This window comes from Streptomyces sp. NPDC088733 (genome assembly GCF_044751185.1).
In the GTDB taxonomy this organism is placed as follows: Bacteria; Actinomycetota; Actinomycetes; order Streptomycetales; family Streptomycetaceae; genus Actinacidiphila.
The window spans coordinates 59525-84982 of the sequence record NZ_JBIVLH010000017.1 but is presented as its reverse complement, the minus strand read 5'-3'; the positions used below and the strand labels follow the sequence as shown (position 1 = coordinate 84982).

Genomic DNA, 25458 nt, shown 5'->3' with positions numbered 1-25458 from the left:
ATCGTCGGCCGAGTACGTCGACCGGCTGCCCGCCCTCGCCGAGGTCCTGCTTCCGACCCCCGGCACTTCTTCCGGGCGTACTCGGCCGGCGAGCCTGGCCGCATGATGACCACCCCCACTGCCAGGAGTGTGCCTACCCGATGAGCGGCGCCGGCCGTGTCCGTGAGCTCAACCTGTACCGCCGGTACTTCGACCTGGTCGCCGCCGGCCGCAAGTCGATCGAGGTCCGGGTGCGGTATCCGCACCTCGCCGACCTCGCTGCCGGAGAGGTGATCCGCTTACGCATCAAGGGCACCGAGGAATCGTGCGACGTGGTCGTGAAGAGGGTCACCGCCTACGACGACTTCGAGGCCCTGCTCGACGCGGAGGGTGCGGCGAACGTCAACCCGACGTCGTCCCGTGACGAGCAGCTGGCCGACATCCGCGCGATCTACCCGCCGGAGAAGGAGGCGCTCGGGGCTCTCGCGATCGAGATGCAGCTGATCGAGACCTGAGCGCTCCGTGCCTCCCGGAGGCGGACGGCCTCGCCCCCCGCTTCGCCCGCGGCGGGGGGCCGATCCCCATGGCGCGAGTGCGTGGCGGATTCCGGACCGTAGCGATCGGGCTCGCACCCCCGGGCCTGCACCGCGTTCCCCGTAGAGGCTCGCGGAGCACGCCCAACAGGTGACGGCAACGTCCGGCGCGGCTCACCCTTGAAGGGGCGGTAATCCGCCGTGTAGGAGGGGATCGTCCGGGGACGTGACGTGATCACAGCATGCGTTCCAACAATTCCCGGGCAATCCGAGGAACCGTTGTCATCCCGGCAGCAAACCACGTATTCACCGTTGAGCAGCCCGGTATCTCAGCCGGGATCGACGCGGGCGATGCCGTCCCTCGTCCCTGAGCAGCCCCATCCGCCAGGCGTGCGTGGTGTACGAACAGGGCTGCACTTAAAGGGTGCGCGCCGACTCGGCCGGACGCATCCTGACGGAGCGCCAACCCCGAGTGCCGCTGAGCGCCGCCACGCGGACCTGTTGCTCGTCACCCACTACGCCCTCCCCTGTAGATAGCTGTCATGCGCACACTTCCCAGGCGGCGGTACGGAGCAATCCGCGGGCACGACAATGGCCGGGTCCGATCCATGCGTGATCTGAGACACAGTCGGCGTGCGCATGCGACAACTGTCGGCACCTCTTCGGGCATCGGCATCACGCTGCGCAGCGCATGATCGATTGCATCTCGGCCGAGCGTGGGCCGAGCCGGCGGTCTCCAAGTCCCGCAGGAAGCCTTGAGGCCCAAGCCGGATGCACTCCGACCTGGGCCTCAGCGGTAGGCCGTGTGGGACTCGAACCCACAACCAATGGATTAAAAGTCCACTGCTCTGCCAATTGAGCTAACGGCCCGCACACCGCAGCATAGCCGGACGGTGGCCGTCGCTCCGAGCGCATTGGGCCTGTTGGACGCGGTCGCCGTCGCGGAGGGGGCGACCGCGGCGTCAGCCGGCGGTGTCGGTGGGGGCGGGGGCGTGGTCGCGGAGGAACCAGTGGCGGGCGGAGACCAGCCACCAGGTGGCGGCGAAGCCGAGGACGACCAGGACGGCGATGGGCGCGTAGTTGAACGTGTCCACCGTGACGGGACTCACCTGGGGCAGCATGAACAGGATCGTGATGAAGCCGACCCAGGCGACGGCGACGATGCCGATGGGCCGGGACCAGCGGCCCAGGTGCCAGGGCCCGCGCTCGAAGGCGTCGCCCTTGTGAAGGCGCAGCAGGGTGGGGATGACGTACGCGATGTAGAGCCCGATGACGGCGATGGACGTCACGGCGGCGTACGCGGTGAGGTTGATCAGGTAGGGCAGCCCGAGGACGAGTGCCCCGGTGGCGGCGAGCCAGACCGCGTTGGTGGGGGTCTTGGTGCGGGGGTTGATGTGCCGCCAGGTCGCGGAGAACGGCAGGGCGCCGTCGCGCGAGAAGGCGTAGATCATGCGGCTGTTGGCGGTGACGGAGGCCATGCCGCAGAAGAGCTGGGCGCCGATGACGACGAGCAGCAGCAGCTTGCCCCCGACGGCGCCGGCGCCGTCGATGAGGATCTGGGCGGGCGGCACGCCGGTGGAGGTGCCGAGGGTGTCGTCGTAGGACTGGATGGCGTACGTGAAGCCGAGCAGCAGCACGAAGCCGGCGATCCACGAGATCCAGATGGAGCGGACGATGCCGCGCGGGCCGGCGGTGGCGGCGTCGTGGGTCTCCTCCGTCATGTGGGCGGAGGCGTCGTAGCCGGTGAAGGTGTACTGCGCCATGAGCAGGCCCAGCAGCACGACGTAGACGCCGCTGCCCCAGCCGGTGTTGTTGACGAAGTGCGTGAAGACGAACGAGGTCGACTGGTGCCGGTCGGGCACGACGGCGAGCACGCCGACGATCAGCGCGACGCCGAGGACGTGCCACCAGACGCTGATGTCGTTGAGCAGCGCGACGATCCGCACGCCGAAGGTGTTGAGCAGCCCGTGCAGCAGCAGGATCGCCGCGAACAGCACGATGGTGTGGCCGGGGGTGCTGGTGAACCCGAACTGCAGGTCCAGGTACGCGTTGAGGAAGCTCGCCGCACCGAAGTCGATGCCCGCGGTCACGGCGACCTGGCCCAGCACGTTGAACCAGCCCGCGAACCACGCCCAGGCGGCGGCGCTGCGCGCCGGGGCGAGCTTGTACGCCCAGTAGTACAGGCCCGCGGAGGTCGGGTAGGTGGAGCAGATCTCGGCCATGGCCAGGCCGACGACCAGGGTCATCAGCCCGACGCCGACCCAGCCCCAGGTGATGACGGCGGGGCCGCCGGTGTTCATGCCGAACGCGTAGAGCGTCAGGCAGCCGGACAGCACCGAGATGATCGTGAAGGAGACCGCGAAGTTGGAGAACGCGGACATGCGGCGGGCCAGCACCTGGGTGTAGCCGAGTTGGGCGAGGCGTTCCTCGTCGGTGACCGGGGCGGTGGGCCCTCTGGTCTCGTCCGATCCTTTTGGAATTGTCATGCCCCGAGCGATTCCCTCGCCGGGGGCACGGCATGCGTCGTCCGCTGGCTGAAATTGACCGTATTCGCCCTGCGGACGACGGGAGCGGAACGGCCTCGTTCCCGTCAGCCGGTGAGCGGCACGGTGACCTGCCGGTCGCGTACCGGCACCAGGCAGCCCTCGGTCTCACTGCACGCGCCGTAGGTGAGGAACACCCGCGCGTCGCGCACGCCCTCGACACGCCGCACCGGGAGCCGGAGCGTGACCTGCCCGTCCCGGTAGACGGGCAGGCGCACGCCGAGGCCTTCCGGGGTCAGCCCGCGCTCCTCGGCGTCGGTGGTCGCCGGGCCCGCCGAGCGCAGCGCGCCTTCGACGCGGATGCGGGTCGGGATGCCGATGCCGTCGATGCCGCCGTCGGGGAGGGCGAGGCTGTAGAGGTGGAACCCGGCCCGCTCCGGCCGCAGGTCGGCGACGACGCGCAGGGCGCCGTCGCCGGACTCCACCCGGACGGTCACGGCGACCCCGCCCTCCGAGAAGCCGCTCGCGGCGGGCGCCGCGGGGCCGTCGCCGTCCCGTGCGCAGCCGGTGAGCGCGAACACCGCGGCGGCCGCGAGCGCGACGGCCCCGCGCCGTGCCGTCCCGCGCGTCTCGCCTATGCCCATCGCTGGAGGAACGCGCCGACCTGGGCCCCCGACATCGTGCGGGCGTTGGAGAACTCGCCCTCGTTCGTGGCCACCTTGATCCGGCCCGAGGCGGGATCGAGCACGACCAGCGCCGGGATGCCGCTGCCCTCCAGGTCCACGTAACGCGCGGCCACATCGAGATTGCGGTCGAACTCCCCGACGTCCACGGTGACCACGTGGTACTTCGCCAGCAGGGCGGCCGGGCCCGGCTCCTGGAAGCGCTTGCCCAGTACGACGCAGTCCAGGCACCAGTCGGCGCCGAAGTCGATCAGCACGGGACGGCCGTCCTTCTTCGCCGCCGTACGGGCGGCCGCGATGTCCGCGGCCGCGTCGCGACTCGGGTCGTAGCCGTGCCCGGCGGCCTTCTCCGGGGCCGTGGAGGCCGACGGAGCGGCCGCATTCGTGACCAGGGCCGGGGCCGCCGCGCCGGACGGCGCCGCCGTCCCGGCACACCCGGTGAGCGCCAGCAGGGCGGCGCCCACCACCACGTTCCTCATGCTCTCTCCCATCAGAGGATGGCCTTGTAGCCCTTCCAGCCGGTCGCGATCTTCACGCGCCCGCCGAAGGTGCCCTTGCCGTTGCCGCCGTAGCGGTAGAGGACGCCCGCGGTGTCCCGGACGACCAGGTCGGCCTTGCCGTCGCCCGTGATGTCGCCGACGCCGACGACCGCGTTGTACGCGGCGCCCCAGTTCCTGGCCAGCAGGACACGGGGCTTGAAGTGCCCCTTGCCGTCGCCGGAGAAGCGCCACAACTCGTTCGACGTGTCCTGCGCCAGCAGGTCCCCGAACCCGTCGCCGTTCAGATCACCCACGCCGACAAGCTTCTTGAAGACGGTCCACCTCGAAGCGATCTTGACCCGCGAGGCCAGCGTGCCCGTGCCGGTCGCCTTGTAGAGGTAGACATCGCCGGTGGAGGACTGACGTCCGATCAGGTCGGGCCGCCCGTCGCCGCTGATGTCACCGGGGTAGGTCAGCACGTTGTACTGCTGGAAACCGGTGCCGAGCGCGGTGTACGGCGTCGACGGCGTCAGCGCCTTGCCGCAGGCCGGCTTGTACCCCCGCAGGCTCCCGTTGCCGAGCCGCACCAGCACGTCGTTGCACCGGTCACCGCTCAGGTCGCCGAACGGCACCGCGGTGACCGAGGTGGCCCACCCGCCACCCGACAGGGAGCCCGAGAACGTGCCCGCACCGCCCTGGTGGAAGGCCAGGGTCCCCGAGGAACTCTGCGTCAGCAGGTCCCCGAACCCGTCACCGCCCGCGAAATCCCGTCGCACAGCCGCTCCACCACTCAGCTTCACGCTCCCGGAGTTCGTCAGCACGGCGCCGGTGCCATCGGCAGGGCCGGCGGTGAGCGTCCAGGTGTATGCACCATTGGCCAGGAGGGCGCCGCTGGAACTCCGGCCGTCCCAGGTCGCGCTGATCGTGGATCGGGCAGCGCCGCCGCTCAGCGTCCGCACGACAGCGCCGGTCGCCTTGTGCTTGAGCACCAGCTTCCACGAGGCGGCGGGCTTCGACAGCCACCACTTGCCGCGCCAGTCCACGGGAGAGGAGTCGGTATCCACGGTTGTCCCGACCTGCGAGTCCGGCACGCTCAATGCGGAGGTGGGCACGCCGGCATTGAGGACATGAACGTTTTGAGCGGCGTCCGAATACGCGACGTAGCCGGTGTACGGGTCCACCGACCACGCCGTGCCGCTCTGCTCGGCGAGCCGTCGCTTCACAACGGTTCCGCTGTGGAAGTCGTACAGCGTCAAGCCACCGGCCAGGTCCCGGTTCACGACGAATCCGTCGCCGAATCGCAGGGCTCCGTCGGTCCGGGGAAGCGCGATCTGCTTTTTCGTCAGGGTGTCGTAGACAGCTGACGTGACTTTTTCCCATTCGGTACAGGACCAGTTGACCCAGTGGCTCACCGCATTCACGATCGCGGAACCGGTGCAGCCGGTCATCGGGAAGGACATGATCCGTGCCCCGGACCGAACGTCCTGGGCGTTGACACCGGTGGTGCCCGTCGGCGTCCACAGGGTGTGTCCCCATAGAGCCCAAGGTGACTGCGGCAGCTTGCGTACGACTCGGCCGGTGTCGATGTCCGTGAAGTTGTAGTTGTTGATGCCGTTCCAAAACCCGACGACCGCCGTGCGGCCCGAAGCGGCCCGGAGCGCCACGTTCTCGATACCGGAGAAGCCCGTAGCGTACTCGGTCACCGCGCTCGCCGGCCCGTCGTTCATGACGTAGAGACTCTGCGCGGTGCCGACGGACGCTACGCCCGTGTACACGATCCGCCCGTCACCGGTGGCCTTGATCGGCGGGCACTCCGCGGTGCAGTTGTCGTGAACGCGCGTCATGGGGGCCACTTGCTGCCGCGCGCCGTACTGCACCTGTGAGATGCCGCTCAGATCACGGCCGTAGAAGGTGGTGTGGCCATTGCCGGTCTCCAACGTGACGAGTCGGCCGTTGGCCACCGTGAGCTCCGCGACGGCCATGGGCACGGGCGGCAGCTCGACGATGCGCGCGACCTGTGGATGCCCGTCGGCATCGGCGGTGATTTTCCCGATCCCGTAGTCGGTTGCGGACTCGCCGCCCGCGAAGACCAGACCACCGTCCGAAGCCGAGACCACCTCCTCGGACGCACGGGTGGCCAGAGTGCGCTCAGCGGAGCCGTCGAAGGGTACGGCGGACAACCGCCATACGGCCCTGGCCGAATCCGCCTCGCCGTATTCCGGCACGTGGCGTGCCACGACAAGGGCGTCGCCCACCGCGCCTACAACCCTCACGTCGCTGGGCACCGCGACAGTGTGAGCGGGAGCGTCCCAGTTCCCGTGCGCGTAGAGCGTCACCGTGCCGGGCCTTTGTGTCAGGACGTACTGCGCAGTGACTATCGAGTTCAGGTTGGCGACTCCCTTGGGAAGCATGACCGTCTCCCCATCGGTCAGATCGACCCAGGCGTAGGCGGCCGTGGAGGCGCCGGGGAGGTCGACGTACAACAGGAATCCGTCACTGGATCCGTCCGGGTAGGAAGGAAGGACCGAACCCTCCGGCAGCCCAGTGACCGGGACGTCCACGGTGGTGCCGTGGGCGTCGTGCAGAAGGTGCAGTCCGACGCGCTGGTCACCAGTCCCTTGGCCGGTGAGGACCGTTCGCCCGTAGCTCTGCATGTAGGTCTGCCCCGTGGGCACGGTGACGTTGTCCACAGTGCCGTTCACCATGTCCCTCAGGACGACCTGGCGCTTGTACTCCAGGGCGACGACGTCAGAGACGCCATAGGTGCCCGCTGTGGCCGGACCGTGGCGTCCCGGGTCGTCCAGCTTCTCGCGGGTACCGTCGTTACGGGTCCAGAACAAGGCCCCGCCCGGAACGTCGGACCGGTACTCCAGGAAACCGGAGGCGCCTGCGCTCTGCAGGAACGCCGCCCGCGGCATCGTACGAGGCACGGCCGGGATCACCGTCTCCTGCGGCGTCGCCGCCCGGGCCGGAGTCTGAGGCGGACCGAAGCCCACGGCAACCGCACACGACAGGACTGCGGTCATGGCGGCGATACGGACGAGGGCACGTCTGGCCACCCGTTCCTCCTGAAAGTCACGAAGAAGCGCAGCGGCACAGCGGTCACTGGTGTCGCGGCGTCCGGCGCCGCGGAATCCCCCAAGCCCCCCGGCTTGTACCCCCCACGCAATTAGCACGGACCTTAACAGCCGCCTCGCAGACCCCGGAAGCCGCGGGGGTACGCGAAGGGGCCCGGCAGGTGGTGTTCACCTGCCGGGCCCCTTCGTTCAGGCTGGGCGAAAAGCGTCAGCCGTTGCGCTTCCAGCGCGGCTTGTCGTCACGGCGGCCGAAGGAGCCGGTGCCCGTCCCGGTGCCGGTGGTGCCGGGGCGGTGGTCGTCACGACGACCGTACGGGCGGCGGTCGTTGTTGTCGCGGTCGCGGCCGAAGGACGACGGGCGGTCGTCACGGCGGTCGCGGTTGAACGGACGGTCGTAGGAGCGGGCCGCCGGGCGGTCGTCGCGGTTGCCGTACGACGGACGGTCGTCACGGCGCTCGTAGGACGGACGAGCCGGACGGTCGTCGCGGCGGTCACGGCTGTTGTACGACGGGCGGTCGTCACGGCGCTCGCGGTTGCCGTACGACGGGCGGTCGTCACGGCGCTCGCGGTTGCCGTACGACGGGCGGTCGTCACGGCGGTCGCGGTTGCCGTAGGACGGACGGTCGTCGCGACGGTCGTGGGACGGACGGGCCGGACGGTCGTCGCGGCGGTCACGGTTGCCGTACGACGGGCGGTCGTCACGGCGCTCGTAGCCTCCCCGGTCCCGGTCGCCGCGGTCACGGTCGCGGTTGCCGTACGACGGACGGTCGTCGCGGCGGCGCTCGTAGTTGCCCCGGTCGTCGCGGCGCTGGAAGGTGCGCTGCTCGGCCGGCTCCGCGGGGGCCTCGGCCTGCGCCGGGACCGCGGCGGCAGCGGCGGCGACCGCCTCGGCGGCCTCGGCCTGCGCGGCGGCGACGGCGGCCTCGGGGTCGTCACCGCGTTCGCGGGCGGCGCGGGCGGTGAGGCGGTCGGCCTCGTCGCGCAGTTCGGAGGCCCGACGCTGCGCGCGCTCCAGGGACTTGGTGAGGTCGGCGACTTCGCGCTCGGCCTGCTGCGCGGCGTTGCCGGCCGCGTCGGCCTGGACCTCGGTCAGCGAACGCGCGCCGGTGATCTTGGCGACGTCCTCGTCGAACGCGCCGGCGCCGCCGACGATGTGGCGCGAGGCGTCGACGCCCGCGTCCTCCATCAGCCGGAAGATCTGCTTGCGCTGGTGCGGCAGGGCCAGGGAGACGACCGTGCCGGACTCGCCCGCGCGGGCGGTGCGGCCCGAGCGGTGCAGGTAGTCCTTGTGGTCGGCGGCCGGGTCCACGTTCAGCACCAGGCCGATGCCGTCGACGTGGATGCCGCGCGCCGCGACGTCCGTGGCGACCAGGACGTTGACGTAACCGTCCTTGAAGTCGGCCAGGGTGCGGGTGCGCGCGCCCTGGGTCATGCCGCCGTGCAGGGCGTCGGCCTTGACGCCCGCCTCGCGCAGCTGCTCGGCGACGCGGTCGGCGCCCATCTGGGTGCGGACGAAGATGATGGTGCGGCCCTTTCGGGCGGCGATCGCCGCGGTGACCGGCGCCTTGTCCTTGGGCTTCACGATCAGCACGTGGTGGGTCATGGTGGTGACCGCGCCCGCCGAGGGGTCGACCTCGTGCGTGACCGGGTTCTTCAGGTAGCGCTTGACCAGCGTGTCGATCTCGTTCTCCAGCGTGGCGGAGAACAGCAGCCGCTGGCCGCCCTGGGGAACCAGGTCGAGGATCTCGGTGACCTCGGGCAGGAAGCCCATGTCGGCCATCTGGTCGGCCTCGTCGAGGACGGCGATCTGCACCTGGTCCAGCGAGCACGCGCCGCGGTCGATCAGGTCCCGCAGCCGGCCCGGGGTGGCGACGAGGATGTCGACGCCGCGCTCCAGCGCGTAGATCTGGTTCTGCATCGACGTACCGCCGCAGACGACCTTCATCTTCAGGCCGAGGACGTCGCCGTACGGCTGGAGGGCGTCGGCGACCTGCATCGCCAGCTCGCGGGTCGGGGTGAGGATCACACCGCGCGGACGCTTGCGGTCGGTGTGGCCGCCGGAGAGCTGCGTGAGCAGCGGCAGGCCGAAGGAGAGCGTCTTGCCGGAGCCGGTGCGGCCTCGGCCGAGGATGTCCTTGCCGGCCAGGGCGTCCGGGATGGTCGCGGCCTGGATCGGGAAGGGGGTGGTGACACCGTTCTGCGCCAGCTTGCGGACGATGGCCTCGGGCAGGCCCAGGTCGCCGAAGGTGACCTCGGGAGCGGTCTGCTCCTCGGTGACGGCCGCGTCAGCGGTGCTGACGGCGTCAGCGGTGTCGCTGTCGTTGGTGTCGAAGGGCATGGCGGAACGGTCGGCAGTGTCAATAGACATGCTGAAGCTAAAACCTCTCGGAGATTTCGGCACGCGCCAGCTCCGGAGGTTGCTTACAACCGCCTCTATGCGGTCAGCCACAGGAGAAAAGGAACGCGCCAACGCGGCGCGTCTCGGTTCGGCGCCGGGCAAGGGGATCAAACGATCTGCCAGCATACGCATAGAAGACCGCTTTGGCCAATTCGGTCCTGGACGCCTCAGACAGCCCCGTTCGCGGAGGGCGCGCTGGAGGGCGACGGTTCGGGCGAGGGGCCGCCGGAGGGCGGCGCCGAGGACTCGCCGCCGGGCGACGACGAGGTCGAGGGCCGTTCGGTCGGGGACGCCGGCGTGGAGGGCCGGGGCGAGGACGACGGCCGCCCCGAGGGCTTGCCGCTGTGCGGGCCGCCAGGGCCCTGCGTCGGCCCCGGCACGGACTCCTGCGCGGTCGCCGACGGGGATCCCGAGGCCGACGGGGAGTGCCCCGGCCGTCCCGGCCGGCCCACGGGGGCGCCCGGAACGGCGGCGGGCAGGCCCAGACCGCCGTCCGAGCCGGTGCCGCCCGCCCCGCCGTCCTCACCGGCGATCCCGGAGGAGACCCCGTCGGGCTTGGCGTCGCTGCCCGTGCCGCCGACGGTCATGCAGCCGGTCAGGGACCCCAGGGCGAGTACGGGGAGAAGCAGTACGGCCGCCGTGCGCGCGCGGGCTGTGGCAGGGGTCACGGGAGCACCTCGGAAGGTCTGAGGAGAGTGGAGGGACATCTAAGGAGGCTCCGGAGGCAGTCGCCCGACGGAGCGGGTTCCGCGCTGCCCAACGGGCCCGCGGCCCCTGGGGACACGCACACGGCCGCACGCCCCCCGGCCGGCCCTCCCGCCGCGGCGCCCGGACACCGTCCTGGGCAGGGGCGCGACCCGCCGCGCACGCCGGGGCGGCCGGGACGTTCGCCCGCTCCGGGGCGGGGCTGTCGCGGCCCACCGCGGCGGGCCTTCCCGGGGGCGGCGTTCCTGGTGAACGCGGCCGGCTGCGCGGCGCTCGGCGTGCAGCGACTGCCGGCCACGTCGCCGTCCCGCCACGCGGAGAGGGCGTGACGCAGGTCACCGCTCTCCGGCCGCGGCCGTGCGCGGCACCGACCGAAGGGACCGCGGATGAACTGACTGCTCGTCGCGATCGGGGCCGCGATCGGCGCACTCCTGCGTCATCTGACGGACCGTGCGGTCCAGGCGCGGCACGAATCCCGGGCGCGGTCACCGGCGGTCCCCCGCACGGGTACCGCGGGCTGCCCTGCGTGGGGCCGTGGCGGGTCCGCTCGGGCTGGTCGCGCCGTTCCCCGCGCCCCTGGGGCGGCATGTCGCCGCCGGGGCGTCCGCGCGGCTCCGACTCCGACTCGGCACCGGATTGTGCGGCGCGCCGACCAGGGTCGGGCGCGGTCGCGCCTTCGCGGGGTGCCGCGCCCGTGTGATCCGATCCGCGTCGGACACTGCCCGATCGACCGGCCGTCCCGGACAATGGGCGGTGTGCTGGAGATGTCGCGCGAAGCGTTCGAGGAACTGGTCAGCGACGCGCTGGACCGGATCCCCCCCGAGCTGGCCCGGGTCATGGACAACGTGGCGGTGTTCGTCGAGGACGAACCCGACCCGGCCGACCCCGAACTGCTCGGCCTGTACGAGGGAACTCCGCTGACCGAGCGCGGCGAGTGGTACGCCGGGGTGCTGCCGGACCGCATCACGATCTACCGGGGTCCGACACTGCGGCTGTGCTCCACCGCGGAGGAGATCGTGGAGGAGGTCGCCACGACCGTCGTCCACGAAGTGGCGCACCACTTCGGCATCGAGGAGGAGCGCCTCCACGAGCTGGGCTGGGGCTGACGGCATACGCCGGGGAGGAGAAGGGCATACGTCGGCAATGCTCCGAGATCTGCCGCACCGCGTCCGGTCCGCGCTGCGCCGTACCCTTCGGCGCTCCTCCCCCTCGGTCTCTCCCCGCACCGGTCCCGCCGCCCCCGCCGTCCCCGAGCTCGGCGCGCCGCGCCGTCCCTGGCTCACCGCGCTCGCGCTGGTCGCCGTCACCCTGATCGGCGGCTGGCTCGGGCTGGTGGTGCTGGGGAGCATCAAGGAACCGGTGGGGCCGATGAACACCCGGATGTCCCTGCACCCGTCGTGGACCGGGGACACCAGGGTGAACGTGGCGCCGCTGGGCGCCCTTCAGCTGGACAGCCACGACGGGCCGCTGCGGCTGGTGGTGGACGTCGACACCCTCGACCCCGAGCGCGCCCAGGCCCTGGTCCGGCACCCGGAGCGGCTGAGCGGGCTCCAGGACGAGATCGCCACGGACGTGCGGAACAGCACCGTGCAGCTCGCGCTGCGCACAACGCTGGCCGTGCTGACCGGCGCCACCGCCCTGGGCCTGGCCGTCTACCGCACACCGCGCAGGGCGCTGGCCGCCGGCGGTCTGTCGCTGGCGGTGCTGGCGGCCTGCGCGGGCACGGCGTACGGGACGTGGAACCCGCGCAGCGTCCTGGAGCCCAAGTTCTCCGGGCTGCTGAGCAGCGCGCCGTCCGTGGTCGGCAACGCCCGCAGCATCGTCAGCGACTTCGACGTCTACCAGCAGGAGCTGGCACGCCTGGTCACCAACATGACCCGGCTGTACGACGCGACCTCCACGCTGCCCGCGTACAGCCCCGACCCGTCGACCCTGCGGGTGCTGCACGTCTCGGACATCCACCTCAACCCGGCGGCCTGGCAGATCATCCAGTCCGTCGTCGCCGAGTACCGGATCGACGTCATCATCGACACCGGCGATCTGATGGACCACGGCACCACCGCCGAGAACGGCTTCACCTCCGCGATCCCGGACCTGGGCGCGCCCTATGTCTTCGTGCGCGGCAACCACGACTCCATGGACAGCCAGCGCGCGGTGGCGGCGCGCAAGGGGGCCGTCGTGGTGGACAACGGGGAGTCGGCGGTCGTGAAGGGGCTGCGGATCGCCGGTATCGGCGACCCGCAGTTCACCCCCGACCGCTCGGTCGAGGCGGCGGGCGACGCGGCGGAACGCCGGGCCGGGCAGCGGCTGGCCGACTCCATCCGGCGGCAGGACGCGGCCGGCCGGACGGTCGACATCGCCATCGCCCACAACCCCATCGCGGCCGCCCAGGCGGACGGCACCGTCCCGCTGATCCTGGCCGGGCACACCCATCAGCGCGACGTCAGCGTCCTGCAGCACGGCAGCCGCCTGATGGTGCAGGGCACGACGGGCGGCGGCGGGCTGCGCGCCGTGGAGGGCGACACGCCGCAGAAGGTGGAGGCGTCGGTGCTCTACCTGGACCGCGACACCCACGCCCTGCAGGCCTGGGACGAGATCACGCTGGGCGGTCTGGGGCAGTCGACGGCCGAGGTCTCCCGCCATCTGCCGGAGGAGGTGACGCCGGGGCGGGAACCGTCCCCCGCGGTCCGCCCGACGGGCGCGGGCTAAAGCGTTTTGGCGATCCCCCGCTGCATCCCATATGCTTCTCACGTCCCCGACGGCCGAAACACCGCCCGGCGGGCCATCAGCCCTCATCGTCTAGTGGCCCAGGACGCCGCCCTTTCAAGGCGGTAGCACGGGTTCGAATCCCGTTGGGGGCACGCACTGACCTGTGCGAGACTGTGTCTCGCACAGAGAAGCGCAAAGCAAGGTCCTGTGGAGCAGTTTGGAGTGCTCGCCACCCTGTCAAGGTGGAGGCCGCGGGTTCAAATCCCGTCAGGACCGCGCTGGCTGGGTAGCTCAGTTGGTACGAGCGATCGCCTGAAAAGCGATAGGTCGCCGGTTCGACCCCGGCCCCAGCCACAGCAGCCCGCAAGGGCAGGAACCCCCGCCGAGATTCCTCGGCGGGGGTTCTGCGTTGTGTCCATGGCACCGGCGCCGCGGCGCGCGAGGTCAGCCGACCGGGAAGAGCGGCCAGCCGGCCATGAGCCCGCCGTCCAGGGTGAGGGTCTGCCCGGTGATGTACGAGGCCTTGTCGGAGCCGAGGAACACCACGGCGTCCGCGATCTCCTCCGGGGTGCCCGGGCGGTGCAGCGGCAGGATGGAGTCCACCGCCTGGCGGAACGCGTCCGAGGCGGTGACCCGCTCGTACATGGCGGTGCGGGTGAAGCCGGGAGCCACCGCGTTCACCCGGATGCCGTGCAGCGCGCCCTCGATGGCCGCCACCTTGGTGATGCCGATGACGGCGTGCTTGCTGGCCACGTACAGGGAGGCGCCCGGGAAGCCCATCTGGCCGTAGGTGGAGCTGATGTTGACGATGCTGCCGCCGCCGCCCTGCTTCATGGCGCGGAACTCGTGCTTCATGCTCAGCACCGTGCCGCGCACATTGGTGTCGAAGACGTCGTCGTACTCCTTGTCGGTGATGTCCTCGACGCCGCCGGGGGTGCCCTCGGTGCCGGCGTTGTTGAAGGCGACGTCGATCTTCCCGTACGTCTGCACGGCGTGCTCCATCAGCCGCTGCACCTCGGCCTCCAGGCGCACATCGGTCCTGACGAACTCCGCCCGGCCGCCGAGCGCGCCCAGCTCCCCGGCGAGCTGCTCGCCGGCCTCCTGGTGGCGGCCGGAGACCACGACGTTCGCGCCCTGGCGCGCGTAGGCCTCCGCGGCGGCACGGCCGATGCCGGTGAGCGCGCCGGTGATCACAACGGTGGGAGCGGCCATGGTGGGGTCCTTCCTGCGGACGTGCCGGGTCGTGGATCACGCGCGCGGAGCCCCGGTCCGCGGGAGAGCGAGGCGGTACGGTCCGCTTCCCGGGGGGACTCCGCTCCTCGATCGTCTCCCTGGTCCGGGGATGCCGCATGTCGCGGCCCGCCCCCCGGGGGCACCCGCGCATCGCACAGGTGTCGCGCGCCGGGGGTGCGTGACCTAAATGGGTTCGCCCGCGGGCCGCACCGAATGCGATGCTGGAACGCGTATGTCTACGCAGCCCCCCACCCCCGCATTCGCCGAGCTCGGCACCCGGCTGACCGAGCTGACCCTGCGCGACGCGCAGCGCCTCGGCCGCCGTCTGGACGGCGCACGCCGTATTCGCAAGCCGGAGGCCCGGACCGCGGTGCTGGCGGAGATCGGGGCCGAGATCGACAAGGCCTCGCTCAAGGTCGAGGCACGGCGCACGGCCATACCCGCGATCTCGTACCCGGAGCAGTTGCCGGTCAGCCGGAAGAAGGACGAGATCCTCGAGGCGATCCGGGACCACCAGGTCGTGATCGTCGCGGGCGAGACCGGTTCCGGCAAGACGACCCAGATCCCGAAGATCTGCCTGGAGCTGGGCCGCGGCGTGCGCGGCCTGATCGGCCACACCCAGCCCCGCCGGATCGCGGCCCGCACGGTCGCCGAGCGCGTCGCGGAGGAGTTGCGCACCCCGCTGGGCGAGGCGGTCGGCTGGAAGGTCCGCTTCACCGACCAGGTCGGCGACAGCACGCTGGTCAAGCTGATGACGGACGGCATCATGCTCGCCGAGATCCAGACGGACCGGGAGCTGCTGCAGTACGACACGATCATCATCGACGAGGCGCACGAGCGCAGCCTCAACATCGACTTCATCCTGGGCTATCTCGCCCAGCTGCTGCCCCGCCGCCCCGACCTCAAGGTCGTGATCACCTCCGCGACGATCGACCCGGAGCGCTTCTCGCGGCACTTCGGCGACGCCCCGATCGTGGAGGTCAGCGGGCGCACGTACCCGGTCGAGGTGCGCTACCGGCCGCTTCTGGCGGAAGAGGCCGACAACGACGACCGCGACCAGGTCACCGCGATCTGCGACGCGGTCGACGAGCTCCAGGCCGAGGGCCCCGGCGACATCCTGGTCTTCCTCTCCGGCGAGCGGGAGATCCGCGACACCGCCGACGCCCTCAACAAGCGGCAGCTGCGGTTCACCGAGGTGCTGCCGCTGTACGCGCGGCTGTCCTCCGCCGAGCAGCACCGGGTCTTCCAGCGCGGTACGGGCCGCCGCATCGTGCTGGCCACCAACGTCGCGGAGACCTCGCTCACCGTCCCCGGCATCCGCTACGTGATCGACACGGGCATCGCCCGCATCTCCCGCTACAGCCACCGCACCAAGGTGCAGCGGCTGCCGATCGAGCCGATCAGCCAGGCCAGCGCCAACCAGCGCAAGGGCCGCTGCGGCCGGCTCGCGGACGGCATCTGCGTACGGCTGTACTCCGAGGACGACTTCCTGTCCCGCCCGGAGTTCACCGACGCCGAGATCCTGCGCACCAACCTGGCCTCCGTCATCCTCCAGATGACCGCCGCTGGCCTCGGCGACATCGCCCGCTTCCCCTTCATCGACCCGCCGGACGCCCGGAACATCAAGGACGGCGTCCAGCTGCTCCAGGAACTGGGCGCGCTGGACGGCCAGAAGCTCACCCAGACCGGCCGCAAGCTCTCCCAGCTGCCGGTGGACCCGCGGCTGGCCCGGATGGTGCTGGAGGCGGAGCGCAACGGCGTGGTCCGCGAGGTCATGGTGATCGCGGCCGCCCTGTCGATCCAGGACCCGCGCGAGCGCCCCCAGGACAAGCAGCAGCAGGCGGACGAGAAGCACCGCCGGTTCGCGGACGAGACCAGCGACTTCATGGCGCTGCTCAACCTGTGGCGTTACGTCCGCGAGCAGCAGAAGGCGCTGTCGTCCTCCGCCTTCCGCCGGATGTGCCGCTCGGAGTTCCTCAACTACCTGCGCATCCGCGAGTGGCAGGACATCTACAGCCAGCTGCGCACGGTCGCCAAGACGATGGGCATCCACCTCGCCGAGGGCGACCACGAGGTCAACGCCCAGCATGTGCACCAGTCTCTGCTGGCCGGCTTGCTGTCGCACATCGGCCTGAAGGACACCGACAGCAAGAACGAGTTCCTGGGGGCCCGCAGCGCCAAGTTCGCGGTCTTCCCCGGCTCGTCGCTCTTCAAGAAGCCGCCGCGCTGGATCATGTCCGCCGAGCTGGTGGAGACCTCGCGGCTGTGGGCGCGGGTCAACGCCCGCATCGAGCCGGAGTGGATCGAGCCGCTCGCCCAGCACCTGGTGAAACGGTCCTACAGCGAGCCGCACTGGGAGAAGGACCAGGCCGCGGTCATGGCGCTGGAGAAGGTGACGCTGTACGGCGTGCCGATCGTCGCCGACCGCAAGGTCAACTACGGGAAGATCGACCCGGAGACCAGCCGCGAGCTGTTCATCCGCAACGCGCTGGTCGAGGGCGACTGGCGGACCCACCACCAGTTCTTCCACGACAACCGCAAACTGCTCGCGGAGGTCGAGGAGCTGGAGCACCGGGCGCGGCGCCGCGACATCCTCGTGGACGACGAGACGCTCTTCGACTTCTACGACCGCGTGGTGCCCGAACATGTCGTCTCCGGGGCGCACTTCGACTCCTGGTGGAAGCATGAGCGCCGCGAGAAGCCGGAGCTGCTCACCTTCGAGCACTCCATGCTCATCAACGAGAACGCCGAGGCCGTCACCAAGGACGACTACCCCGACTCGTGGCGCCAGGGGAAGCTCAAGCTGCGGGTGACGTACCAGTTCGAGCCCGGCGCCGACGCGGACGGCGTGACCGTCCACGTCCCGCTGCAGGTGCTCAACCAGATCACCCCGGACGGCTTCGACTGGCAGATCCCGGGCCTGCGCGAGGAGGTCGTCACCGAGCTCATCCGCTCGCTGCCCAAGGCGATCCGCCGGCACTACGTACCGGCGCCGAACTACGCGAAGGCGTTCCTGGACCGTGTCGTACCGGTGCAGGACCCTCTCCCGGAGACGCTGGCGCGGGAGTTGCAGCGCATGGTGGGCGTGCCGGTCACGGCCGAGGACTTCGACCTCGCCAAGGTGCCCGACCATCTGAAGATCACCTTCCGGGTGACCGACGAGCGGCGCCGCAAACTGGCCGAGGACAAGGACCTGGAGGCGCTCAAGCTCAGCCTCCGGCCGAAGACCAAGGCCGCTATCAGCAAGGCCTTCGACGCGGCGGGCTCCATCGGCATCGAGCGGCGCACGGGTCTGAAGCAGTGGACCGTGGGCACCCTGCCGCGCACCTTCGAGACCCGGCGGGCCGGGCAGCCGGTCAAGGCGTACCCGGCGCTGGTGGACGAGGGCGAGAGCGTGGGTGTGCAGCTCTTCGACACCGAGGCCGAGCAGGCCGAGGCGATGTGGCGCGGCACCCGCCGGCTGATCCTGCTGAACGTGCCCGCCAACCCGGCGAAGTTCGTCGCGGACCGGCTGTCCAACCAGGACAAGCTCGCCCTGTCGCGCAGCCCGCACGGCTCGGTGGCCGCCCTCTTCGACGACTGCGTGACCGCCGCCGCCGACCGGCTCATCGCCGACAACGGCGGACCGGTCTGGGACGAGGAGTCCTTCCGCAAGCTCTACGACTCCGTGCGCGCGGAGCTGGTCGAGCTGACCATCAAGGCGGTGGGGCAGGTCCGGCAGGTGCTGGCCGCCTGGCAGGCCTGTGAGCGCCGTCTGAAGGCCACCCAGAGCCTGGCGCTGGTCGCCAACCTCGCGGACGTCAAGGAGCAGCTGGCGGCCCTGGTGCACCCCGGCTTCGTGACCGGCACGGGGGTGCGCCGGCTGCCGGACCTGATGCGCTACCTGGTCGCGGTGGACCGGCGGCTGCAGCAGATGCCCAGCGGCGCCCAGCGCGACACCACGCGCATGGAGAAGGTCCGGGAGATCCAGGCCGAGTACGCCGAGCTGCTCGCCGCGCGGCCGGCCGGGCGTCCCGTCCCCGATCGGGTGAGCGACATCCGCTGGATGATCGAGGAGCTGCGGGTGAGCTACTTCGCGCACGCCCTCGGCACCGCGTTCCCGGTCTCCGACAAGCGCATCTTCAAGGCGCTGGACGAGGCCTGGGGCTGACCCCCGGGGGACCCCGGCGGTCCGCTCGCAGGCCGCCCGGTATCCGGTTCGCTTTCACCCTCTGACCTGCTGTACAGTCATCCTCGTCGCCAGGAAAGAGGGCGGCGAAACCTGGTCCTGTGGAGCAGTTTGGAGTGCTCGCCACCCTGTCAAGGTGGAGGCCGCGGGTTCAAATCCCGTCAGGACCGCAGTAAAGGAAGGCCCGGATCCCCTGGATCCGGGCCTTCTTGCGTGGTACGTCTGGCTCATGGCCTCAGCCGGCGACGGACGGCCGCCGGGCGGGTCGGCGGACGGCCGACGGCATCCGGCTCCACCGTCCGGTCCTCCACGGGCGGTTGGGGCCGCCACCGACCCGCCGGGGCCGCCGGGGACCGCCTGCCGGGTCCGGCGGCCGCACAACGCACACCGCACGACGTGCGGAACGTCACTACCGCACCGGGAACATCCGGGGCAAGGCCTGGGCATGTGACGGGAGTCACGTCAAAAGTTCCGACTCTGGGGGAACTTGAGGGCTCCTGGGGAACCGTCAATTTAATATGTGCAATTGCACCGTGCCCATGAGCCTCACGTCTGCACAAGACGGACACATGAGGCGCACAAAAAAGATCGCACCGGAGCCGGCGGACTCCGGTGCGATCTGAGTTCCCTTGGGCTTCCCCGATGGGGGCAGGGAGCCGTTGGAGCGGACGTTTCGGCAGGTTGGGGGCCCTGCACGAGCGCCCGTTGGATCAGGTCAGGCCTCGCTGCGCTGCTGCGGAATGCCCGCCAGCAGTGCACGGACCTCCGCCTCGCGGTAGCGGCGATGCCCGCCGAGCGTGCGGATGGACGTGAGCTTGCCAGCCTTGGCCCAGCGCGTGACCGTCTTCGGGTCCACGCGGAACATCGTGGCGACCTCAGCGGGGGTCAGCAGCGGCTCGGCATCAGGGGTGCGAGCGGTCATGAGCGGCCTCCTCGAGAGAACCGAACCAACACGGTTCTTTCCTCTAAATTCTGCACCTTGACCCGCGTTGCCCGAAATGGCGGACGCGGGCCGAGTCGGTAATAGGACGAACGGCTTGTCCTCGGCACTACAACTACACCATCTGTCCAGCCGTGTCGGCCAAACCGATGGATTTGCCCTCCGAGGTGTCTAAGCTCGACGGAAGCCGATGGACCGGGCCATAACGGACAGTCACACCTGAGTGACGATCAGTCACAGCCAACCCACGAGCAACAGCCCCACCTCAAGGGATGCAATACCGGACATTCCGCCCAAGCAGACGGAATAAGGTCCTTACGGACCCGATGTCCCATATTGTCATGGGGGGTAGGGATGAGGGCAAGCCCCCCAAAGGTGCTTTACGTCACCCTTAGGCCAAAGGTACCGGTCGACCGTACTCGGGACCAAGGTCCCCCGGCCACAGGACTTCCGACGGTCCCTCAACTCGCGTACTGGAGCTCCCGGACAGCCCGCCAGCGATCGGTGAGACGCTCGTACGCCTCACCGGCCCGGTCGCCGTCCCCGTCGCGCAGCGCCGCCAGCGCGTCGGCCACATCGGTGGCCGAGTGGTCCTCGGCGAGCCGCTCCTGGGAGATCACGTGGACGAGACCGCCGTAGTCGAGCTCGACGAGCGACCGCGGGTGGAACTCCTCCAGCCAGCGCCCCACATCCACCAGGCCGTCGATCAGTGCACCCTCTTCGAGTGAATCCTTCAGCACCCGAAGGCCGCGCGCCGTGCGCCGGCGGGCCTGCACCATGGGGGTCCGGTAGCGCATCACCGGCTGCTTGGACTCGCCGGCGCCGGCCGGCTCGTACTCCCGCTCCGAGTCGTCGAACAACGTGAACCAGCGCACCGGGACATGCCAGGTCGCGCTGCGGATCCACGGCCGCGCGTCGGCGTTCTCCGGCTTCTCCGCCCGCCACGCCGCGAAGTCGGCCGCCGCCTGCTCCCGCACGACCTTGGGCAGCACGGCGTCCAGCACCGCGGTGGGGAACTCCTCGGTGAGCTCCTCCAGGGCCAGCCAGCCGCGCAGCCGGGTGCGCCAGGGGCAGACGTGCGTCACACCGTCGACGACGGCCACGAAGGCGTCCCGGCTCTCGTGCACCGGAACGGGCACCGGGGGGACGGGCAGGAGGTCCGCCAGGGACTGGCGCAGTTCGTCCTGTGCGGTCCGTTCCGCACCCGCCGCGGCATACCGGTACCAACGGCCCCGTTCGGGCTCCGGAAAGGCCGCCAGCGGCTCGTACACGCGCAGATACGACGCGTACGGGACCAGTACCGAAGACAAGCCCACACCCGCTCCCTCACGACGGCATACGCCCTGCATCGTCCCACGCCGCTTCCCCCACCGGGAGTGATCCACGACACTGGGAGCATGCGCACGACCAGGTGGCTCTACTCTTCTCGCAACCGGCCCTCCCCACCCGCTCGGAGGGCGACCTCTGGACATCGGGAGTCACCACAGTGACCGACGTACGTCAGACATCCGGCCTCGTCTCCCCCTTGTGGACCCTGTTCCGATCGGATCAGGGAGGACACGAGCAGGTCGTCTTGTGCCAGGACCGCGCCACGGGCCTCAAGGCCGTCATCGCGATCCACTCCACCGCCCTGGGCCCGGCCCTCGGCGGCACCCGCTTCCACGCGTACGCCTCCGACGAGGAGGCCGTCGCCGACGCGCTCAACCTCGCCCGCGGCATGTCGTACAAGAACGCGCTCGCCGGGCTGGACCTCGGTGGCGGCAAGGCCGTGATCATCGGCGACCCGGACACCGTCAAGTCCGAGGAACTGCTGCTGGCCTACGGCCGCTTCGTGGCCTCGCTCGGCGGCCGCTACGTGACCGCCTGCGACGTCGGCACGTACGTCGCCGACATGGACGTCGTGGCCCGCGCCAACCCGCAGTGGACCACCGGCCGCTCGCCCGAGAACGGCGGCGCCGGCGACTCCTCGGTGCTGACCGCCTGGGGCGTCTTCCAAGGCATGCGGGCCGCCGCCCAGGCCAAGTGGGGCGACCCCACGCTGCGCGGCCGCCGGGTCGGCGTCGCGGGCGTCGGCAAGGTCGGGCACCACCTGGTGGAGCACCTGCTCAAGGACGGCGCCGAGGTCGTGGTCACCGACGTTCGCGGCGAAGCCGTCGAGCGGATCACCTCCCGTCACCCCCAGGTCACCGCCGTCACCGACGCTGACGTCCTGATCAGGACCCCGCTGGACGTGTACGCGCCCTGCGCGCTGGGTGGCGCCCTCAACGACGACAGCGTGCCGGTGCTCACCGCCGCGGTCGTCTGCGGCGCGGCCAACAACCAGCTCGCGCACCCCGGTGTCGAGAAGGACCTCGCCGACCGCGGCATCCTGTACGCGCCCGACTACGTGGTGAACGCGGGCGGCGTGATCCAGGTCGCCGACGAACTGCACGGCTTCGACTTCGAGCGGGCCCGCACCAAGGCGACGAAGATCTTCGACACGACGCTGGCGATCTTCGAGCGGGCCGCGGCCGACGGCATCCCGCCCGCCGCGGCGGCCGACCGCCTCGCCGAGCAGCGCATGGCCGAGCGCACTCCGGCGGACCGCTGGCTGCGGCCCTCGGCCGCCCACTGACGGCACGGTGAGCACGCCCCCGCCCGGTCCGGCGGGGGCGTGTCCTCCATCACAAAGCGGACACCTGACCGCCCCGCCGTCGTACGGTGTGCCCGCGCCCGTCGTTCACCCGTGAGGCCTTCGCCGGCCGCCCGGGACACGGGCCGCAGACTGGAGATTCGGTCGTTACCACGCCCTGGCAGCCAGACCGCGGCGGAAGAAGGTAAAATCACGACTGACCAGCCAGGACGGGCCATCGGCGGGCCCCTGCTCCGACGCGCGTCGTGCGGGCGACGTACCGTGCGGCCTCGGAAGCAGGTACCGTTGAAGCCCTACGGACCGGGACTCTCGTGCGAGAGCCCGTTCCACATCGTGAACGCGTGTCAAGACTCGGGGCCGTCGAGCCCCACGTTGAGGGGGTCGAGCCAATGGGGCGCGGCCGGGCCAAGGCCAAGCAGACGAAGGTCGCCCGCCAGCTGAAGTACAACAGCGGCGGTACGGACCTGTCACGTCTGGCCGAAGAGCTGGGCGCATCGTCACCGCTGCCGGTAAATCCGCCGGAAGTACAGGAAGACGACGATGACGACGAGCTGGAAGACGACCCGTACGCACGGTACGCGGATCTCTACGGCGACGATGAGGACGACGAGGACGAAGACGAGTCCGAGCCCTCGTCCCAACGTCGTCGCGCTTGACGCAGGACAAACCAATCCAGCTTGACCGCTGACCCGGTCCGGGCACGCCCGGACCGGGTTTCGTGCTGCCCGCCGCGTGGGGCCGCGGCCCCGGGCGGGTCAGTTCGCGTACTCACCGGTGAGCTCGACGGCCTCGGCGCGGTCGCCGCGCTCCAGGACCTCGCCGGCCACCCAGGCCTCCAGGCCCCGGTCGGCCAGCGTCGTCAGCGCCACGTCGACCGACTCCTCGGGGACCACGGCGACCATGCCGACACCCATGTTGAGGGTCTTCTCCAGCTCCCGCCGTGCCACTCCGCCGAGCTCGCCGACGGTCGAGAACACCGCACCCGGCGCCCAGGTCGAGCGGTCCACGGTGACGTGCAGATCGTCCGGGACCACCCGGGCCAGGTTGTTGGCCAGGCCGCCGCCGGTGACGTGCGAGAAGGCGTGCACCTCGGCGGTGCGGGTGAGCGCGAGGCAGTCCAGCGAGTAGATCCGGGTGGGCTCCAGCAGTTCCTCGCCGAGCGTGCGGCCGAACTCCGGGACCTCGCGGTCGAGCGCCCAGCCCGCCCGGTCGAAGAGCACATGACGCACGAGCGAGTACCCGTTGGAGTGAAGACCGGAGGACTCCATGGCGATCACCACGTCACCCTTACGGATGCGATCCGCGCCCAGCAGCCGGTCCGCCTCGACCACGCCGGTGCCGGCGCCCGCGACGTCGAACTCGTCCTCGCCGAGCAGGCCCGGGTGCTCGGCCGTCTCGCCGCCGACCAGGGCGCAGCCGGCCAGCACGCAGCCCTCGGCGATGCCCTTGACGATGGCGGCGACCCGGTCGGGGAAGACCTTGCCGACGCAGATGTAGTCGGTCATGAACAGCGGCTCGGCGCCGCACACGACCAGGTCGTCCACGACCATGCCGACGAGGTCGTGGCCGATGGTGTCGTACACGCCCATCCGGCGGGCGATGTCCACCTTCGTGCCCACCCCGTCGGTGGCGGAGGCCAGCAGGGGGCGCTCGTAGCGCTTGAGCGCGCTCGCGTCGAAGAGCCCGGCGAAGCCGCCAAGACCGCCCACGACCTCGGGGCGGGTGGCCTTCTTCACCCATTCCTTCATCAGCTCGACCGCGCGGTCTCCCGCCTCGATGTCGACTCCCGCCGCGGCGTAGCTGGCACCGGTGTTCTCGGACATGACTGTGAGGTGTCCTTGCGTCGTGTGCTTACGGACGACGGAGCGCGTCGGCGGCGTCGGGGCCGCCGGCCAGCTCGGTCTCCAGGAGGTGCTTGCCGAGCAGCTCGGGGTCCGGCAGCTCCATCGGGTACTCGCCGTCGAAGCAGGCGCGGCACAGGTCCGGCTTGGCGATGGTGGTCGCCTCGACCATGGCGTCGATCGAGATGTACGCCAGCGAGTCGGCGTCCAGCGACTTGCAGATCTCGTCGACGGTCAGCCCGTTGGCGATCAGCTCGGCGCGGGTGGCGAAGTCGATGCCGAAGAAGCACGGCCACTTGATGGGCGGCGAGGAGATCCGGATGTGGACCTCGGCGGCGCCGGCCTCGCGCAGCATCCGGACCAGCGCACGCTGGGTGTTGCCGCGGACGATCGAGTCGTCCACGACCACCAGGCGCTTGCCCCGGATGACCTCCTTGAGCGGGTTCAGCTTCAGGCGGATGCCCAGCTGCCGGATGGTCTGGCTGGGCTGGATGAACGTCCGGCCCACGTAGGAGTTCTTCACCAGGCCCGAGCCGTACGGGATGCCGCTGGCCTCGGCGAAGCCGACGGCGGCAGGCGTGCCGGACTCCGGGGTCGGTATCACCAGATCGGCGTCGGCCGGGGCCTCCTTGGCCAGCCGGCGGCCCATCTCCACGCGGGAGAGGTAGACGTTCCGCCCGGCGATGTCGGTGTCGGGGCGGGCCAGGTAGACGTACTCGAAGACGCAGCCCTTGGGCCTGGCCTCGGCGAAGCGGGAGGAGCGCAGCCCGTTCTCGTCGATGACGACCAGCTCACCGGGCTCGATCTCCCGGATGAAGCTCGCGCCGACGATGTCCAGGGCGGCGGACTCGGAGGCCACCACCCAGCCGCGCTCCAGGCGGCCCAGCACCAGCGGGCGGATGCCCTGCGGATCGCGGGCGGCGTAGAGGGTGTGCTCGTCCATGAACACCAGGCTGAAGGCGCCCTTGACCTTGGGCAGCACATGGCGGGCGGCCTCCTCGACGGACAGCGGCTTGCCGTCCGCGTCGGCCTGCCCGGCCAGCAGCGCCGTCACCAGGTCGGTGTCGTTGGTCGCGGCGACCTTGGTGGCCCGGCCGTTGCCCTGCGGCAGCGCGGCGACCATCTCGGCCAGCTCGGCGGTGTTGACCAGGTTGCCGTTGTGGCCCAGCGCGATGGAGCCGCTGGCCGTGGCGCGGAAAGTGGGCTGGGCGTTCTCCCAGACCGACGCGCCCGTGGTCGAGTAACGGGCATGCCCGACCGCGATGTGGCCCTTGAGGGAGCCGAGGGAGGTTTCGTCGAAGACCTGGGAGACCAGACCCATGTCCTTGAAGACCAGGATCTGGGAGCCGTTGCTCACTGCGATGCCCGCGGACTCCTGTCCGCGGTGCTGCAGGGCGTACAGCCCGAAGTAGGTGAGCTTGGAGACCTCTTCGCCGGGAGCCCAGACACCGAAGACGCCGCAAGCGTCCTGGGGGCCCTTCTCACCGGGGAGCAGGTCGTGGTTGAGTCGTCCGTCACCACGTGGCACGTCATCGAGTCTAGGGCAGGTTGCGGTGTCGTCCGAACGAGGGAACCCGACAAACCCGTGTTCTATGCGC

The 25458-nt window shown here is 70.7% G+C and carries 17 protein-coding genes and 5 tRNA genes; 10 read left to right on the top strand and 12 right to left on the bottom strand.

Annotated features, from left to right (window positions below):
• Positions 1 to 140 precede the first annotated feature (140 nt).
• A complete protein-coding gene (locus ACIP64_RS27915) occupies positions 141 to 494 on the top strand; it encodes an ASCH domain-containing protein (RefSeq protein WP_401591932.1) in 354 nt (117 codons plus the stop codon).
• Between the two features lie 815 nt (positions 495 to 1309).
• Here the strand turns inward: ACIP64_RS27915 and ACIP64_RS27910 are convergent.
• From ACIP64_RS27910 to ACIP64_RS27880, 7 genes are all read right to left on the bottom strand, one after another.
• Positions 1310 to 1382: transfer RNA gene (locus ACIP64_RS27910), tRNA-Lys, on the bottom strand.
• A gap of 92 nt (positions 1383 to 1474) precedes the next feature.
• Positions 1475 to 2998, bottom strand: coding sequence for an amino acid permease (locus ACIP64_RS27905; protein ID WP_401591930.1), 1524 nt, complete (start codon positions 2996 to 2998; stop codon positions 1475 to 1477).
• Positions 2999 to 3102: 104 nt separating this feature from the next.
• A complete protein-coding gene (locus ACIP64_RS27900; protein ID WP_401591928.1) occupies positions 3103 to 3639 on the bottom strand; it encodes a hypothetical protein in 537 nt (178 codons plus the stop codon).
• On the bottom strand, positions 3630 to 4157 hold the full coding sequence (locus ACIP64_RS27895) for a thioredoxin family protein (protein WP_401591926.1): 528 nt from the start codon (positions 4155 to 4157) through the stop codon (positions 3630 to 3632). The genes ACIP64_RS27900 and ACIP64_RS27895 overlap by 10 nt, the downstream gene beginning before the upstream one ends.
• A gap of 11 nt (positions 4158 to 4168) precedes the next feature.
• The gene (locus tag ACIP64_RS27890) at positions 4169 to 7087 is read right to left on the bottom strand and encodes an FG-GAP-like repeat-containing protein (RefSeq protein ID WP_401591924.1); all 2919 of its coding nucleotides are present in this window, start codon (positions 7085 to 7087) and stop codon (positions 4169 to 4171) included.
• A gap of 355 nt (positions 7088 to 7442) precedes the next feature.
• Complete coding sequence (locus tag ACIP64_RS27885) at positions 7443 to 9602, bottom strand: DEAD/DEAH box helicase (RefSeq protein ID WP_401591922.1); 2160 nt, start codon at positions 9600 to 9602, stop codon at positions 7443 to 7445.
• Positions 9603 to 9799: 197 nt separating this feature from the next.
• Positions 9800 to 10300, bottom strand: a complete 501-nt coding sequence (locus ACIP64_RS27880) for a hypothetical protein (protein WP_401591920.1) — start codon at positions 10298 to 10300, stop codon at positions 9800 to 9802.
• Between the two features lie 792 nt (positions 10301 to 11092).
• Between ACIP64_RS27880 and ACIP64_RS27875 the strand changes: the two genes are divergently transcribed.
• The 5 genes from ACIP64_RS27875 (at position 11093) to ACIP64_RS27855 (ending at position 13400) form a co-directional block, all read left to right on the top strand.
• Complete coding sequence (locus ACIP64_RS27875; RefSeq protein WP_401591918.1) at positions 11093 to 11443, top strand: metallopeptidase family protein; 351 nt, start codon at positions 11093 to 11095, stop codon at positions 11441 to 11443.
• Between the two features lie 37 nt (positions 11444 to 11480).
• Positions 11481 to 13046 (top strand): metallophosphoesterase, encoded by a 1566-nt coding sequence (locus tag ACIP64_RS27870; protein WP_401591916.1) that lies wholly within the window; start codon positions 11481 to 11483, stop codon positions 13044 to 13046.
• Between the two features lie 79 nt (positions 13047 to 13125).
• Positions 13126 to 13198 (top strand) — tRNA-Glu (locus tag ACIP64_RS27865).
• 49 nt (positions 13199 to 13247) lie between these two features.
• Positions 13248 to 13322 (top strand) — tRNA-Asp (locus ACIP64_RS27860).
• A gap of 4 nt (positions 13323 to 13326) precedes the next feature.
• Positions 13327 to 13400: transfer RNA gene (locus ACIP64_RS27855), tRNA-Phe, on the top strand.
• 90 nt (positions 13401 to 13490) lie between these two features.
• Here ACIP64_RS27855 and ACIP64_RS27850 read toward each other — a convergent pair.
• Positions 13491 to 14258, bottom strand: coding sequence for a glucose 1-dehydrogenase (locus ACIP64_RS27850; RefSeq protein ID WP_360900450.1), 768 nt, complete (start codon positions 14256 to 14258; stop codon positions 13491 to 13493).
• Positions 14259 to 14511: 253 nt separating this feature from the next.
• On the opposite strand from ACIP64_RS27850, the gene hrpA reads away from it, so the two are divergent.
• Positions 14512 to 18429: an ATP-dependent RNA helicase HrpA gene (gene hrpA / locus ACIP64_RS27845; RefSeq protein WP_401591914.1), complete on the top strand. Its 3918-nt coding sequence runs from the start codon at positions 14512 to 14514 to the stop codon at positions 18427 to 18429.
• A 113-nt stretch (positions 18430 to 18542) separates the two neighbouring features.
• Positions 18543 to 18617 (top strand) — tRNA-Asp (locus ACIP64_RS27840).
• Positions 18618 to 19162: 545 nt separating this feature from the next.
• Here ACIP64_RS27840 and bldC read toward each other — a convergent pair.
• Both bldC and ACIP64_RS27830 read right to left on the bottom strand, forming a co-directional pair.
• Positions 19163 to 19369 (bottom strand): developmental transcriptional regulator BldC, encoded by a 207-nt coding sequence (bldC, locus tag ACIP64_RS27835; protein ID WP_003949541.1) that lies wholly within the window; start codon positions 19367 to 19369, stop codon positions 19163 to 19165.
• 479 nt (positions 19370 to 19848) lie between these two features.
• A complete protein-coding gene (locus tag ACIP64_RS27830) occupies positions 19849 to 20736 on the bottom strand; it encodes a hypothetical protein (protein ID WP_401591912.1) in 888 nt (295 codons plus the stop codon).
• Between the two features lie 137 nt (positions 20737 to 20873).
• Between ACIP64_RS27830 and ACIP64_RS27825 the strand changes: the two genes are divergently transcribed.
• Positions 20874 to 22001, top strand: coding sequence for a Glu/Leu/Phe/Val dehydrogenase dimerization domain-containing protein (locus ACIP64_RS27825; protein WP_360900441.1), 1128 nt, complete (start codon positions 20874 to 20876; stop codon positions 21999 to 22001).
• Between the two features lie 359 nt (positions 22002 to 22360).
• Positions 22361 to 22675, top strand: a complete 315-nt coding sequence (locus tag ACIP64_RS27820) for a DUF3073 domain-containing protein (protein WP_384285307.1) — start codon at positions 22361 to 22363, stop codon at positions 22673 to 22675.
• A gap of 99 nt (positions 22676 to 22774) precedes the next feature.
• Here the strand turns inward: ACIP64_RS27820 and purM are convergent, their stop codons facing one another.
• The gene (purM, locus tag ACIP64_RS27815) at positions 22775 to 23842 is read right to left on the bottom strand and encodes a phosphoribosylformylglycinamidine cyclo-ligase (RefSeq protein ID WP_401591909.1); all 1068 of its coding nucleotides are present in this window, start codon (positions 23840 to 23842) and stop codon (positions 22775 to 22777) included.
• A gap of 28 nt (positions 23843 to 23870) precedes the next feature.
• The gene (gene purF / locus ACIP64_RS27810; RefSeq protein WP_401591907.1) at positions 23871 to 25388 is read right to left on the bottom strand and encodes an amidophosphoribosyltransferase; all 1518 of its coding nucleotides are present in this window, start codon (positions 25386 to 25388) and stop codon (positions 23871 to 23873) included.
• Positions 25389 to 25458: the final 70 nt, after the last annotated feature.

Excerpts from the sequence above, each read along its gene's own strand:
- bldC (WP_003949541.1), bottom strand. The coding sequence starts at position 19,369 with ATGACCGCTCGCACCCCTGATGCCGAGCCGCTGCTGACCCCCGCTGAG.
- ACIP64_RS27850 (WP_360900450.1), bottom strand. The coding sequence starts at position 14,258 with ATGGCCGCTCCCACCGTTGTGATCACCGGCGCGCTCACCGGCATCGGC.
- ACIP64_RS27915 (WP_401591932.1), top strand. The coding sequence starts at position 141 with ATGAGCGGCGCCGGCCGTGTCCGTGAGCTCAACCTGTACCGCCGGTAC.
- ACIP64_RS27895 (WP_401591926.1), bottom strand. The coding sequence starts at position 4,157 with ATGAGGAACGTGGTGGTGGGCGCCGCCCTGCTGGCGCTCACCGGGTGT.
- purM (WP_401591909.1), bottom strand. The coding sequence starts at position 23,842 with ATGTCCGAGAACACCGGTGCCAGCTACGCCGCGGCGGGAGTCGACATC.
- ACIP64_RS27870 (WP_401591916.1), top strand. The coding sequence starts at position 11,481 with ATGCTCCGAGATCTGCCGCACCGCGTCCGGTCCGCGCTGCGCCGTACC.
- ACIP64_RS27900 (WP_401591928.1), bottom strand. The coding sequence starts at position 3,639 with ATGGGCATAGGCGAGACGCGCGGGACGGCACGGCGCGGGGCCGTCGCG.
- hrpA (WP_401591914.1), top strand. The coding sequence starts at position 14,512 with ATGTCTACGCAGCCCCCCACCCCCGCATTCGCCGAGCTCGGCACCCGG.
- ACIP64_RS27830 (WP_401591912.1), bottom strand. The coding sequence starts at position 20,736 with ATGCAGGGCGTATGCCGTCGTGAGGGAGCGGGTGTGGGCTTGTCTTCG.
- ACIP64_RS27905 (WP_401591930.1), bottom strand. The coding sequence starts at position 2,998 with ATGACAATTCCAAAAGGATCGGACGAGACCAGAGGGCCCACCGCCCCG.
- ACIP64_RS27885 (WP_401591922.1), bottom strand. The coding sequence starts at position 9,602 with ATGTCTATTGACACTGCCGACCGTTCCGCCATGCCCTTCGACACCAAC.